The 14629-nt window shown below is 47.5% G+C and carries 9 protein-coding genes and 1 pseudogene; 3 read left to right on the forward strand and 7 right to left on the reverse strand.

The window, feature by feature from the left end; translation table 11 throughout:
- Positions 1-164: 164 nt before the first annotated feature.
- The 5 genes from hemG to metE all read right to left on the reverse strand — a co-directional run bounded on the left by hemG (position 165) and on the right by metE (position 6547).
- Positions 165-698, reverse strand: a complete 534-nt coding sequence (hemG, locus tag I2494_RS17390; RefSeq protein ID WP_218468345.1) for a menaquinone-dependent protoporphyrinogen IX dehydrogenase — start codon at positions 696-698, stop codon at positions 165-167.
- A gap of 31 nt (positions 699-729) precedes the next feature.
- Entirely contained in the window at positions 730-2181 is a 1452-nt protein-coding gene (gene trkH / locus I2494_RS17395) for a Trk system potassium transporter TrkH (RefSeq protein WP_218468346.1), read from the reverse strand.
- Positions 2182-2219: 38 nt separating this feature from the next.
- Complete coding sequence (locus I2494_RS17400; RefSeq protein ID WP_218468347.1) at positions 2220-2831, reverse strand: IMPACT family protein; 612 nt, start codon at positions 2829-2831, stop codon at positions 2220-2222.
- Positions 2831-4162, reverse strand: a complete 1332-nt coding sequence (gene pepQ, locus I2494_RS17405; RefSeq protein ID WP_218468348.1) for a Xaa-Pro dipeptidase — start codon at positions 4160-4162, stop codon at positions 2831-2833. Before pepQ ends, I2494_RS17400 begins: the two co-directional genes overlap by 1 nt.
- A gap of 108 nt (positions 4163-4270) precedes the next feature.
- Complete coding sequence (metE, locus tag I2494_RS17410) at positions 4271-6547, reverse strand: 5-methyltetrahydropteroyltriglutamate--homocysteine S-methyltransferase (RefSeq protein WP_218468349.1); 2277 nt, start codon at positions 6545-6547, stop codon at positions 4271-4273.
- Between the two features lie 101 nt (positions 6548-6648).
- Here metE and metR point away from each other — a divergent pair, with 101 nt between their 5' ends.
- Positions 6649-7545 (forward strand): HTH-type transcriptional regulator MetR, encoded by an 897-nt coding sequence (gene metR / locus I2494_RS17415; RefSeq protein WP_218468350.1) that lies wholly within the window; start codon positions 6649-6651, stop codon positions 7543-7545.
- Here the strand turns inward: metR and I2494_RS17420 are convergent, their stop codons facing one another.
- Positions 7546-8421 carry a carboxylate/amino acid/amine transporter gene (locus I2494_RS17420; protein WP_218468351.1) on the reverse strand — a complete coding sequence of 292 codons (876 nt, stop codon included), beginning with the start codon at positions 8419-8421 and terminating at the stop codon, positions 7546-7548.
- A 403-nt stretch (positions 8422-8824) separates the two neighbouring features.
- On the opposite strand from I2494_RS17420, the gene I2494_RS17425 reads away from it, so the two are divergent.
- Together I2494_RS17425 and I2494_RS17430 are read left to right on the forward strand one after the other, a co-directional pair.
- Positions 8825-9571, forward strand: coding sequence for an SAM-dependent methyltransferase (locus I2494_RS17425; RefSeq protein WP_218468352.1), 747 nt, complete (start codon positions 8825-8827; stop codon positions 9569-9571).
- 132 nt (positions 9572-9703) lie between these two features.
- Positions 9704-11985: pseudogene (locus I2494_RS17430) on the forward strand (zinc/cadmium/mercury/lead-transporting ATPase).
- A gap of 337 nt (positions 11986-12322) precedes the next feature.
- Here the strand turns inward: I2494_RS17430 and edd are convergent.
- Positions 12323-14134 carry a phosphogluconate dehydratase gene (gene edd / locus I2494_RS17435; protein ID WP_218468353.1) on the reverse strand — a complete coding sequence of 604 codons (1812 nt, stop codon included), beginning with the start codon at positions 14132-14134 and terminating at the stop codon, positions 12323-12325.
- Positions 14135-14629: the final 495 nt, after the last annotated feature.

Here is a 14629-nt window from a genome sequence, read left to right on the forward strand (position 1 = left end):
TCAAGTGTTAAATCACAGATTTATGCACGATAACGTCTGAACTGAAGCGGCTGTTGCCGTGTCAGTGGAGGCGCATTATAGGGACTCAGAATCATCTGGCAAGTGCTAATTGATAAAATAATTTTAACCGCTTTATTTTTCACCACAATGCCGCAATAAACAGGCTATTTGCTGATTAAACGTTCAAATTCCCCGGCAAACTGCTTCACTTTATCCCAGTCGGTATATTCTACGTCTTTGCTGCTGTCCGTTTCCCCTTTGGTCATTTTCATAATTAACTGAATCATGACCCGGTCTAACCAAGTGTAGCGAGGGTAACGTAATGCACCAGCAAAAACACCGCAAAGAGTTGGATGCCACTGGGTAGCTGCCAGATATTTACGGGTATAGCTGTTAGTTTCCGCCGTTTGCTTTTCCACTTTTCGGGCAATCAGCGAAACAGAAACGAATGCGCTCGGTATTTGGTTCAACGCCTGATAGTGACGTTCAACAAACGTGCGGAACTCTTTATGGAAGTGGCCGTAGCGAATAGCAGCACCAATCAGAACGCCGTTATAGTCTGCGAAGTTAACCTGCGGTACATCATCCACGTTATACAGATCGACCTGAATCTCTTTTTTCCGCAATTCATCGGCAATACTGGAGACAATGGTTTTCGTTTGCCCTTCACGACTTGAATAAATAAGCAGTGCTTTCATGGGTTATTCCTTTCTTATTGTTTGTTTCCCGTTATTCACGCCAGAAAATCGGCGTGAGCAGAACCAGAAGCGTAAACACCTCAAGACGACCAAACATCATGGTCACAATCAGGATCCACTTGGCTGCATCATTAACCTGCGCATAGTGGCTGCCAAAATCACCAATACCAATCCCCACATTATTTAACGCAGAGACGATACCAGTGAAGGCAGAAAATGCATCTAACCCGGTAGCCATCAAAGCCAGCATACCAATGATAAATACCAGCGCATAAGCAGAGAAGAAGCCCCAAACGGCTTCAATAACACGTTCCGGCAAAGCCCGGTTTCCCAGTTTAATGGTATATACCGCATTAGGATGAACCAGACGCTTCAGTTCACGCACTCCTTGTAAGAACAATAACAGTACGCGAATAACTTTAAGCCCACCACCGGTTGAGCCCGCACAGCCCCCAACAAATGTTGCCATAAGCAGCATTACCGGTAAGAAGGTCGGCCAGATGGCAATCGCCTCTGTAGAGGAACCGGTAGTAGTGGTCATGGATATCACGTGAAAAAACGACTGATTCAGCGATTCCAGCAACGTGCCATACACGTCTTTCTGCCAGAGCATTAAAGTACAAATGGCAATCAGGGCGACCTGAAAGAAGAAGTACATTTTAAATTCCGGATCGCGCCAGTACACCTTAACGCTGCGTCCGCTTAATACCGCAAAGTGCAGGCCAAAGTTACATCCGGAAATAAACAGGAATACCGCAGTAATATTATTGATCAATGAGCTGTTATAAAACGCCAGCCCACTTTCATGGGTAGAAAACCCACCGATAGCCACGGTAGAAAAACTGTGCCCAATGGCATCAAAAGGACTCATACCCGCCGCCCAAAGAGACAACGCGCAGGCGATAGTAATCAATACATAGATGAACCACAGGGTTTTTGCCGTCTCCGCGATTCGCGGCCGCATCTTGCTGTCTTTTAACGGGCCAGGAATTTCTGCCCGATAGAGCTGCATCCCACCAACACCCAACAGCGGTAAAATGGCCACGGCTAATACGATGATCCCCATGCCCCCTAACCATTGGAGCATCTGGCGATAGAACAGAATGGCTTTGGGCAAACTATCCAGCCCAACCAGCGTGGTGGCGCCCGTGGTGGTTAATCCGGAGAATGACTCAAAGAACGCATTGGTGATACTCATCCCCAGCGATTCGGCAAAAATAAATGGCAATGCCCCTACGCTACCCAGTACCGTCCAGAACAGTACTACGATCAGGAAGCCTTCCCGGGATTTCAACTCTTTCTTCTGATTACGATTAGGGAACCACAAAAACAGACCAATAATAATCGCCACAACAAAGGTTTGAGTGAATGCACTACCGGCACCATCGCGATAAATCAGTGCGACGATCCCCGGGACTACCATTAATCCGGAAAAGAGGATAACCAAGAGCCCGACAATACGGGTTATTGTGCGAAAGTGCATTCCGGTTCGACCTTTTTCAATAAAAAACCTGAGGATTATTACGTAACCGGAGACAAAAGCAATGCTCCACGGCTGACATCGCGCAATTTACCTGCAATTTGCTCAATATGTAATGTCGGTAATGACAATATTAAACGAATATCTACACCATAATCGGCACGTACAATTTCCCCACCAGACTGCTGAACTAAGGTTTCTACCATTGCTAATTGCTGATAATCACACACCAGCAAAAATTCTGACTGAGGTATGCGCAGTTGGGTGGGTAATATCTTTAACGCCTGCTGAACACCATTACCATAGGCCTTAACCAGACCGCCAGTCCCCAACAAAATACCACCATAATAGCGAACCACGACGGCAACCACTTCACCTACCCCGCTTCCCATTAGCTGAGCCAGCATCGGTTTTCCCGCGGTTCCCGATGGTTCACCATCATCAGAGAAGCCCAATTGCTGAGAATCATTTGGTGCTCCGGCCACAAAAGCCCAACAGTGGTGGCGAGCATCCGGATGCTCATCTCTGATTTGCTGTATAAACAGTTTAGCCTTATCGGCGCCTTTTACCGGTGCAAGATAAGTAATAAAGCGGCTCTTTTTAATCTCTTCATTAAATGTCACCGCCTCAGCAGGTATTAAATAAGATTCCATCAGGACAGTTTCAAATCCCGCGTCATGTTTTCTACCCGATCTTTACGGATCACAACGTTATCCTCAATACGAATACCGCCATACGGTCTGAATTTATCAATGCGCAGCCAGTTGAAGTTAGGGTCGAACTGACTATCACGCCATGGTGCCAGCAGGGTATCAATAAAATAGAGCCCCGGTTCAATAGTCATCACCATGCCCGGCTCAAGATTGCGCGTGCAACGTAGCGGTGGATGCCTTTCCGGTGCCGGACGATGAGTACCGGTGTCATCTTGCATAAATCCGGCAACATCATGAACCTGTAAGCCTAACGGATGACCAAGTCCATGAGGGAAGAAAGTGAAACTGATTCCGGTTTCAACGATATCTTCTTCGCTCATATTCACAATCAGATCGTATTTTTTCAGCAGTTTGGCAACGCGTTGATGCATTTGCAGATGGTAGTCCACAAAGTTAACCCCGACTTTTAACGTGGCGACCAGCGCTTGCTGTTCAGCATTCATATCTTTTATCAGTAAATCAAAATCACTGTCTTTATGTCTGGCATAGGTACGGGTCAGATCGGCGGCATAACCGTTATATTCAGCACCAGCATCAATCAGAAAACTGAAAGACTCCGCCGGAGTAGATTGCTCCAGCTTGGTGTAATGCAACACTGCTGCATGATCGTTCAATGCAATAATATTGTCATAGGGTACGTTGGTATCCCGATGACCGGTTGCCGTCAGATAGGCCAGATTGATATCGAACTCACTCATATCGGAGTAAAACGCATCCCGTGCAGCTTTATGACCGTTAATCGCCACTTTTTGCGCTTCACGCATACAAAACAATTCATAGTCAGTTTTGTATGAACGATAGTAGTGCAGATAGTCGATCACCGATTTAGGATTAATGTTTTCTCCTGAGATGCCCAACCACTCAGCCCTGGCCGGATTTGGGCCAATATACCCGACTTTGTCCCGTTTTGTTGGCAGGAAATTATTAATATCATCCGCCTTTTTCAGCGGCTGAATATCAATGTAAGGCGTCCAAAAACTGTTTGGTAAGGGTTCAACGCTGTACCAGTAATCCACCGGGGAGTAGAACCAAAGCTTTGGCGTATTAACGCCATCAACCCATATCCAGCAATTTTGCACTTCGGTAACCGGTACCCAAGCCTTAAAATGAGGGTTAACTTTAAACGGGTAATCTCTGTCGTCGAGAAACAGTCGAATCAATTCGCCAGAGTGAATAAGTAAAGCGTCGAGCTGATTTCGTTCTAAAACGGCCTGAGTACGTTGCTGTAATACAGAGAGATGCGCCTGGTATAACGATGCCAACTTTTCCATCAGATCACCCTATTAAAGTTATTAATCCGTTTAATTTTATCACAGCTATAAAAAAGGGGCGCTGAATGCGCCCAATGATTTTCCGATTAAGTGATGCAGAATCAACTATTAAAAGGATTCCCGCAGTGAACGGGCTGCCTGCACCATGTTTTCCAGTGACTGTCGGGTCTCTGGCCAGGCGCGGGTTTTTAAGCCGCAATCCGGGTTTACCCACAGACGTTCCGCAGGAATGCGTTGGGCTGCACGACGTAATAACGCTTCAATCCATGCTACGCTCGGTACGTTAGGGGAGTGGATATCATATACCCCCGGCCCAATTTCATTTGGATACTCAAATGATTCAAACGCCTCTAACAACTCCATATCAGAACGTGATGTTTCAATGGTAATGACATCCGCATCCAACGCAGTGATGGAGTCCATAATGTCGTTAAATTCGCAGTAACACATATGGGTATGAATTTGGGTTTCATCCTTCACCGAAGAGGCGTTCAGACGAAATGCTTCCGTGGCCCAATTCAGATAATCATTCCACTCTGCTTTTTTCAGCGGTAACCCTTCTCTTAGCGCTGGCTCATCAATTTGGATAATACCGATACCTGCCGCTTCTAAATCACTCACTTCATCACGCAGAGCCAAAGCTATTTGTTTAGCAATCACTTCACGGCTAACGTCTTCACGCGGGAATGACCAGCAGAGAATAGTCACCGGGCCGGTTAACATCCCCTTTACCGGTTTCTCGGTCAAAGACTGAGCATAACGGGCCCATTCGACAGTAATGGGTTGCGGACGGCTGATATCGCCGATAATAACCGGTGGCTTCACGCAGCGTGAACCATAACTCTGTACCCAGCCATTTTGTGTAAATACAAAACCATCCAGATGCTCACCAAAATACTCAACCATGTCATTGCGTTCAGCTTCGCCATGCACCAGTACATCCAACCCTAAGCGCTCCTGCTCAAGTATGGCCTGTCTGATATGTTCACTGATGCCGGTACGGTATTTACCACCGTCCAGGCGCCCTTGTTTAAAATCGAGGCGTAAGGTGCGGATATCCGCCGTTTGTGGAAATGAACCAATGGTGGTAGTTGGCCACAGCGGCAAATTATATTTTGCCCGTTGCAGTTCGGCACGTTGGGCATAAGGCTGCTGGCGCTGGCTATCCTGCGGGCCTATTTTCGCTAAACGTTGCTCCACTGCAGAATTATGAACCCGTGCAGATTTCTGTCGCCGGCGAACAGGTGCGCTGTATTCCGCCAGTTTTTGCTGTAACGCACTATCTTCAACATTATTCAGAGCCTGAGTTAACAAACTAATTTCGCTACATTTTTGCAGAGCAAAGGCAAACCAGCTCTTCACTTCATCATCCAGTCTGGTTTCACTAGCCAGATCGATTGGGCTATGCAGTAACGAGCAGGAACCGGAAATCCACCATGCTCTTTGCCCTACCAACGGGCGTAATTGTTCAAACCAGCGAGATAAATCCGCCCGCCATACGTTACGGCCATTAATAACACCCAGTGAGAGCAACCAATCCTGCGGCAGTGCCTGATGCAGCTGTTCAATATTATCTTTACCCGCAACCAAATCGACATGCAGCCCCTGTACAGGTAAATGACGAAGGGTTTCTAACTGATGGCTGATGCCGTCAAAATAGGTGGTAAGTAAAATGTTCACCTTTCCGGTTAATGCCTGATAGGCTGGCAGGTAGGCTTCCAGCCACTCTTTTGGCAAATCCAGTACCAGTGCAGGCTCATCAATTTGCACCCACTCGATACCGCGCTCTGCCAGTTTAGCCAGAACTTGCTGGTAGACCGGTAAAATATCCTGCAACAACGTCAGGCGATCGAATGATTGGCCTTTTACTTTGCCTAACCACAGGTAGCTGAGCGGCCCCAACAGTACAGGCTTAATGCGATGCCCTAAAGCAATGGCCTCATCCACTTCATCAAATAACTGATTCCACGCCAGATGAAAGCGCTGACCGCGAACAAACTCTGGCACCATGTAGTGGTAGTTAGTGTTAAACCATTTGGTCATTTCTGCTGCTACCGCAGGCTCACCGGTTGGTGCCCGACCGCGACCAATGCGAAATAGAGTATCGATATCAATTGTGCCGTCTTGGTCACGATGACGCTCTGGCACATTGCCCAGCAGAAGGCTGGTTGCTAAAACATGATCGTACCAGGCGAAATCCCCTACTGGCAGCAGATCAATTCCGGCATCACGCTGTTGTTGCCAGTGACGAGCTCTCAGTTCACGCCCGGTTTCTAACAGACTTTGTCTGTCGATATCGCCACTCCAGTAGCGTTCTAATGATTTTTTTAACTCGCGCTCCACGCCAATACGCGGGAAGCCTAAAATGTGACTCTGGATACTCATATCAACCTCATTTAGCCGTCTAGATGTTTACACATCCATAATCAACAGGTATGGTGTGATCCACAAGCGCAACTTTTTCATACAGAGAGTGAAAAATATTCATGATCGAATTAAAACATCTACGAACACTACAGGCTTTACGTCAGAACGGCTCTCTGGCCAGCGCGGCAACTCAACTCTATTTAACTCAATCGGCTCTTTCCCATCAGTTGAACGAAATTGAACAGCGCCTTGGGTACCGACTTTATCTGCGTAAAAGCCAACCGATTCGCTTTACGCCACAGGGTGATATCTTGCTGGCGCTGGCGGATCGGGTATTACCGCAAATTCAGCAGGCGCTACAAAGCTGCAACGCTCCACCTATAAATACGCTTCGTCTGGCTATTGAGTGTCATAGCTGTATTCAGTGGTTAACTCCGGCACTCAATACGTTTCGCCAGATTTATCCTGAAGTTCAGATGGATTTCAAAGCAGGCGTGACTTTTGATCCTCAGCCCGAACTGCAGCAGGGCGAGCTAGATTTGGTAATGACATCCGATATTTTGCCACGTAGTGGTCTGCATTATTCTGCGCTGTTTGATTTTGAGGTTCGTCTGGTACTGGCACCAGAGCATCCATTAGCGCTTCAGCAGCAAATTGCGGCTGAAAGTCTGGCAGATGAAACATTGCTGATCTATCCGGTTCAACGCCAGCGTTTAGACGTCTGGAAACACTTTCTACAGCCGGCAGGTATCTCACCTGCGTTAAAGAGCGTGGACAATACTATGCTGTTAATTCAGATGGTATCAGCACAAATGGGGATTGCCGCCCTTCCACATTGGGTGGTTGAGAGCGCTGAAAAACAGGGATTAGTCGTTACGAAACCCTTGGCAGAAGGGCTATGGCGTAGATTATATGCTGCGGTTCGTGATGGAGAGCAACATCAACCGGCGGTTAAAGCGTTTATTGATATTGCTCACCAGCATGGTGGCAGCCTGCCGTTTGTCAGACTGGCCTGATCAAGCCGATTTTCTGACCGTCACGGCGTTAGGAACCACCCACCACTTATGTACCAGCAGGGACGCTACAATAATTCCGCCGCCAATAATCAATCTGACCCAGTTAACATCATGTTGCCAGAGGGCGAAGTTCACCAGCAACCCTGCCGGAATAAGCGCGTTATTCATAATGGCCAGCGTACCGGCATCCACCTGTGTTGCCCCATAGTTCCACATAAAGAAGCCCAATCCGGAAGCACCAATACCCAACCAGATGAGAATGCCCCACTGCAAATGGGTAGTGGGTAATTTGTCCGAATTGCCAAATATAAACCACGCCATCACGGCAACACACAACGCCCCCAAATAGAACCACGAGAACGCATTTCGCTGTGGCATTGGGTAGACTTCCATCAGTCGCTTATAGCCAACCTGACCAATGGCAAAGCAAATATTCGCGCCCTGAATACAGATTAATCCCAACCAAAACTGGCTGCTCAACTGGTCATAACGAATGACTGCCGCCCCCGCGACTGCCAGCAATGCACTCAGTAAATACCCCATACGCAGGCGATTACCTGACATCAGATCATAAATCAACGTCACATAAACAGGGGTTAAAATAGTAAACAGTAAAACTTCCGGAACGCTGAGATAGAGGAAGGATTGATAATAGAACAGATACATTATACCGAGTTGAAAAGCACCAACGGTCATATACAGTAGTGCCTGTTTCAAACTGACCTGACGTAATCGCAGGAAAGGTAAGAAGACTAAGAAGGCCAGAGCCACTCGCATTAAAACTGCAAACCAGGTATCCACCTGACCGGATAAATAGACGCCAATTAAACTAAAAGAGAACGCCCACAGAACTGTGGTTGCAATCAATAATGGCATGCTTTATTTACCTTTCTTCGTATCGTTAAAGGATGCCAAGTATAGGTTATCGCTGTTTTTGATACCAAAGATATTTACTTTACATATGGTTAATATTTAACCAGAAATCATAAACCCAAGTTTATCGATGAAACACTAAAATCATCGTTCAGACTGCTGGCAAACCTAATAAATCAACGATTGTGCATATTCCATCGTAAAAACACCGTGATGATATCTGCACCGGTAGCACCTTCTAACTAATTCTCCCATCGATTGGCTACCTTAAGAACTATCAAGCTTTGCCACAGACCTTATAAATCTGAACGCTGAGGTAGTAGCGTAATATTTACAACGCTTGTTCATTACAGCGACTAAGGTTACATTCCAGTGATTGCATTACTTAATAAAAGGAATTTTTGCATTGGATATTCCACGTATCTTTAACATTACCGAAAGCGCTCACCGCATCCATAATCCATTCACACCAGAAAAGTTTGCCACTCTCGGAGCCGCATTGCGGCTGGAACCAGAAACTCGTGTACTCGACCTCGGCAGCGGTTCAGGAGAGATGTTGTGTACCTGGGCTCGGGATTATGGAATCACAGGTATCGGTATCGATATGAGCCAGTTGTTTTCCGCACAGGCAAAATGTCGCGCAGAAGAACTCGATGTCGCCGATCGCGTGGAGTTTATTCACAATGACGCCGCCGGTTACGTTGCCAGTGAAAAGGTCGGTGTGGCGGCCTGCATTGGTGCCACCTGGATTGCCGGAGGTGTCGCTGGCACTATCGAGCTTCTTTCGAAAAGTCTCAATCCTGGGGGAATTATCCTCATCGGTGAGCCTTACTGGCGTCAGTTACCGCCAACAGAAGAGGTCGCCAAAGAATGTTTTGCCGGTTCTATCTCTGACTTTCTTATCTTACCGGAACTTCTCGCCTCTTTTGGCGACCTCAACTACGACGTTGTAGAAATGGTTCTGGCCGATCAACATGGTTGGGACAGATACGAAGCCGCCAAGTGGCTCACTATGCGCCGATGGCTCGAAGCGAATTCCCATGATGAAATGGCGAAAGTGGTTCGAAACATGCTAACTCAGGAACCAAAACGTTACGCCACCTATACGCGAGAGTATCTGGGATGGGGAGTATTTGCCCTGATGGCACGGTGATGCCGGCGGTTTTGGCGTATCTAAAACCGTCATGCCGTACAGCTCCAAATATATTATTTTCACCTCTTGACTCTGGAGTAGACTCTAAGGTGTAGAGTAGCTTCATTAAACGATGGGTGAAGGTATACATTTATGAATAATCACAGCCATAACAATCACATATCATCCGATGAAGCGCATACTCATTCTTCATCGGATGAACATCATCACGATCATGACCATCAACAGGAAAGCTGCTGTAGTCAGTCAAGCTGCTGTTCACAAGATAAACCCGAAACCTTAGCCACACTCTCCAGCGGAAGTACCCGCCTGACATGGCAAGTTTTGGTATGGATTGCCCAAGCTGCGCTAAAAAGGTAGAAACTGCGGTAAGTCAGGTGGCAGGCGTCGAGCATGCCAAAATCCTGTTCGCCACAGAAAAGTTAGTCGTTGATACCAAAGAAGCTCAGGATATTGCGCCGCGTATTGAACAGGCCGTTAAAAAGGCAGGCTATTCATTAAGCTCTGATACCGGTACCACACCAACTGCAAAACCATCGGTCAAACAACAGCGACTAAAAGAGTATGGCCCACCAGCTATTATGGCTACGTTGATCTTACTCAGTTGGCTTCTGGAGCTGTTTTCACTAACCTATGGTCGTATCGCTTTTACTGTAACGACCATCATCGGACTGATTCCTATTGGTTTACAGGCCATTCGCCTGACCCGTAGCGGAACCCCTTTCGCCATAGAAACCCTGATGAGCGTTTCCGCCATCGGTGCACTGTTTATTGGCGCAACGGAAGAAGCGGCCATGGTACTAATGCTATTTATGATTGGTGAATTACTGGAGTCATATGCTGCAAACCGTGCCCGTCAGGGGGTATCTGCGTTAATGGCACTGCTGCCGGAAGAGGCGGTTAAACTCAATAGCGATGGTACAAGAGAAGTCGTTACCGCCGCCAGCCTGCGCCCGGGAGATATGATTGAAATCGCCCCCGGAACCCGTCTGCCTGTCGATGCCGAATTACAGGCCGCCAGCGCCAGCTTTGATGAGAGTGCACTGACGGGCGAATCTATTCCGGTGGAACGTTTGCGGGGCGAGAAAGTCGCGGCAGGCAGTCTGGCCGTTGACAGCGTAATGCAGTTAAAAGTGCTGTCTGAACCGGGTAACAACGCCATCGACCGAATTCTGACGTTGATTGAAGAAGCCGAAGAGCGCAGAGCACCCATTGAACGATTTATCGATCGCTTCAGCCGCTACTACACCCCAGCCATTATGCTGTTCGCGCTGTTAGTCGTTATTGTTCCACCGCTGATGTTTGCACAACCATGGGAAACCTGGATTTATCGAGGCCTGACACTGCTGTTAATTGGTTGTCCTTGTGCTCTGGTGATTTCTACTCCGGCAGCAATTACTTCGGCTCTGGCAGCGGCAACCCGTCGTGGCGCGCTTATTAAAGGCGGAGCAGCTTTGGAACAATTAGGAACCATCAGCCAAATCGCTTTTGACAAAACGGGTACCCTGACAGAAGGCAAACCAATGGTAACGGATGTCATTCCTGTGAGTGAGATAACCGAAACCCAGCTGTTAGGTTTGTCTGCGGCAGTAGAGTCTGGCTCTCACCATCCTCTGGCGCAGGCTATTATTCGCAAAACCGAAGAGAATGGTATTGCCTATATTCAGGCAGAAGATCGCCGGGCAATTGCCGGTGTTGGTGTTCAGGGTAGCGTAGATAATGAAACCATCCTGATCAGCTCACCATCCAAACTGACACAAAATGAGCTGTCTGCCGAACAGCAACAGCAAATTACTCAATTGGAAGAGCAGGGAAAAACCGTCGTGGTTACCCTTAAAGCCAATCAGGTTATCGGCTTATTGGCGCTGCGCGATACATTACGATCCGATGCCCGACAGGCGCTGGCCGCCTTAAAACAAATTGGCGTTAATGGTGTGATGCTGACGGGTGATAACCCGCGGGCTGCAGCAGCTATTGCTCATGAACTCGATATCGAATATGAGGCCAGCCTGCTACCTGAAGATAAAGTTACTGCGGTTATTGCCCTGAATAAAGCGCAGCCAACCGCCATGGTAGGAGATGGAATTAACGACGCACCGGCGATGAAATCATCCACTATCGGCATAGCCATGGGCGGCGGTACCGATGTGGCGTTAGAAACCGCCGATGCGGCACTAACCCATAACCGACTGATTGGCCTGACAGATATGATTGTGCTCTCCCGGGCCACTCGTAAGATTATTCGTCAAAATATTACTATCGCTCTTGGCCTGAAAGCCATCTTCCTGGTCACCAGCCTGATTGGCCTGACCGGCCTGTGGCTGGCCGTTCTGGCAGACTCCGGCGCCACCGCACTGGTTACCGCCAACTCACTGAGATTACTACGGAAGAGAAAGGAAGAGACGGAAGGTTAACTTGTTGGATTTTAATACAATGAAATTAGCCCTTGCCCTTCTTAATAGAGCTCTGGAATTCAGCCGACAACTGAGAGAGGGTAGCATGACTGACATGGATGTCAGGCGAGGCGCTGCTTCGCCGGGAGCGAATCAGCGCCGGTGCGTAAGCCCGAACGAAGGCGGAGGGAAGTCGCGTAGCGACCTGGATTCAGGTGCGAAGGCGCGGGGGTGCAGGGGGCGTTCGCCTTTTAACGCCCCTTGCTCGACCGCCGCACAATAGTCAATCCGAGCATCGCAACAATTAGCGGACGAAACTTACTCAACACTAAATTCAATTTTCAATAAAAAGAGCTAATCAGAGTTTAAAACAACTCGCCCCTTCCTCTGCTCCCGAAATCTGCGCTCTCAGCGCCGAAAACAGTTCCCGACCCATGCCAACATGGGAATCAGAAAGAACCGGCTGAATAACTTCACGGCTCGCTAACTCCGCTTCATCTACCAGCAGGTTGATTTGTCCGGTGGTGCCATCAACCTGAATCAGGTCACCATCCCGTACTTTCGCCAGTAAACCGCCGACGTAAGCTTCAGGGGTAATATGAATTGCAGCAGGAACCTTACCGGAAGCACCGGACAAGCGTCCATCCGTCACCAGCGCGACTTTATAACCACGATCCATTAACACCCCCAGCGGTGGCATCAATTTATGCAATTCTGGCATACCAATGGCTTTTGGCCCCTGAAAACGCACCACCACGATACAATCGCGGTCTAATTTGCCGGCATCAAACGCAGCATCAATATCATACTGGCTTTCAAATACCACCGCCGGTGCAGTGATAACCTGACGATCTTCAGGCACCGCTGAGGTCTTCATTACTGCACGCCCTAAATTACCGGACAGCACTTTGGTACCACCGTGTTTAACAAACGGCGCTTCTAACGTGGCGATAACTTCCGGATCCAGTGACGCATGAGGGCCATCACGATAAACCAATTCACCATTCTCAAGGAACGGTTCCTGAGTGTAACGATGCAAACCAAAACCGGCGACCGTATGCACATCTTCATGCAATAACCCGCCTTTCAACAATTCACGAACCAGCAGTGAAACTCCACCGGCAGCCTGAAAATAGTTAATATCTCCCGGGCCGTTAGGATAGATCCGGCACAATAATGGAACCACTTCAGACAATTCAGAGAAATCATCCCAGGTAATAGTGATACCCGCCGCCTTCGCCATTGCCACCAGATGCATGGTGTGATTGGTTGAACCACCGGTCGCCAACAGCGCAACAATACCGTTAACCACTACCTTTTCATCAACCAGACGACCCACCGGCAGATAATCACCGGAAGACTCTGTCATACGCGTCACCTGACGCGCTGCGGCTTCGGTTAATACATCACGTAATGGAATATCCGGATAGACAAAAGAGGAGCCGGGTAAATGCAAGCCCATCACTTCCAGAACCATCTGGTTCGAATTCGCCGTGCCGTAGAAAGTACAAGTACCCGCAGAGTGATAGGAATTAGCTTCCGATTCCAGCAATGCATCGCGACCTACTTTGCCTTCTGCATACAGTTGACGCACACGTACTTTCTCTTTATTTGAAGCACCGGTACGCATCGGGCCAGCAGGCACAAAGACTGACGGTAAATGACCAAATGACATAGCGGCAATAAACAATCCCGGTACGATTTTGTCACAAACGCCCAAATATAATGCCCCATCAAACATATTATGAGACAGGCCAATCGCCGCCGACATCGCAATCAAATCACGGCTTAATAAAGAGAGCTCCATACCATCTTGCCCCTGTGTAACACCATCACACATGGCAGGCACGCCACCGGCAACCTGACCAACAGCGCCTACCGCGTGCAGAGCATTCTTGATACGTTCAGGATAATGTTCATAAGGCTGATGAGCGGAAAGCATATCGTTATAAGAAGTAATAATGCCGATATTGCTTTTCACCATATTTTTTAAAGAGGATTTATCATCTGGTGAGCAGGCAGCAAAACCATGAGCAAGATTGCCACAGGATAGTTGTGAACGGTGTACCGTTTTAGCTTTAGCCGCGTCGATTCTGGCCAGATAGCGGGCTCTGTCGGCTTGAGAACGAGCAATGATATTCTGAGTAACGCGTTCAACAGTAGGGTTCATGCGATTTCCTCACTTCCTGTTCAAGTGTATAAATAGTGATATTCAATAAATAACGCTATTACATGACGAAGAGAAATAAGCGGAACACCCAATTAAACGAATAATGCTTATTGCCAATCAATGACCAATAGCGCTATGACTATTAATTTAAATCTTAAATAAGCAGTAAATTATCTGAATAATAGAAAATAAAATATTGCTGCTTATTTAAAATCTAAACAGGCTAACTTCATGACCAGTCACATCAATTTTTCACTGATGAATATCGCTTTTTTTCACCTCGCCATACCACTTTAACCACACCACAATATCACTATATACTTAAATGATACCGGTAACAATTCCTTTTTTCCTCTAACTTTACTCGATTCAGCTTAGATTTCAGATGTTTTTGTGACAAGAGTCACAATTATCTCAAAGATGTTATCTACCGGAAAAATCGGGTTTGAGAGAGCGGTATGGTATTTAGCTGGAAATAATGAATTCTCATTAAAT

The sequence above is a fragment of the Limnobaculum allomyrinae genome (assembly GCF_016649425.1).
GTDB lineage: Bacteria > Pseudomonadota > Gammaproteobacteria > Enterobacterales > Enterobacteriaceae > Limnobaculum > Limnobaculum allomyrinae.

What these genes read in the sequence shown, in the direction of transcription:
- I2494_RS17400 (WP_218468347.1), bottom strand. Translation starts at nt 2,831, where the DNA reads ATGGAATCTTATTTAATACCTGCTGAGGCGGTGACATTTAATGAAGAG.
- trkH (WP_218468346.1), bottom strand. Translation starts at nt 2,181, where the DNA reads ATGCACTTTCGCACAATAACCCGTATTGTCGGGCTCTTGGTTATCCTC.
- hemG (WP_218468345.1), bottom strand. Translation starts at nt 698, where the DNA reads ATGAAAGCACTGCTTATTTATTCAAGTCGTGAAGGGCAAACGAAAACC.
- edd (WP_218468353.1), bottom strand. Translation starts at nt 14,134, where the DNA reads ATGAACCCTACTGTTGAACGCGTTACTCAGAATATCATTGCTCGTTCT.
- metE (WP_218468349.1), bottom strand. Translation starts at nt 6,547, where the DNA reads ATGAGTATCCAGAGTCACATTTTAGGCTTCCCGCGTATTGGCGTGGAG.
- metR (WP_218468350.1), top strand. Translation starts at nt 6,649, where the DNA reads ATGATCGAATTAAAACATCTACGAACACTACAGGCTTTACGTCAGAAC.
- pepQ (WP_218468348.1), bottom strand. Translation starts at nt 4,162, where the DNA reads ATGGAAAAGTTGGCATCGTTATACCAGGCGCATCTCTCTGTATTACAG.
- I2494_RS17420 (WP_218468351.1), bottom strand. Translation starts at nt 8,421, where the DNA reads ATGCCATTATTGATTGCAACCACAGTTCTGTGGGCGTTCTCTTTTAGT.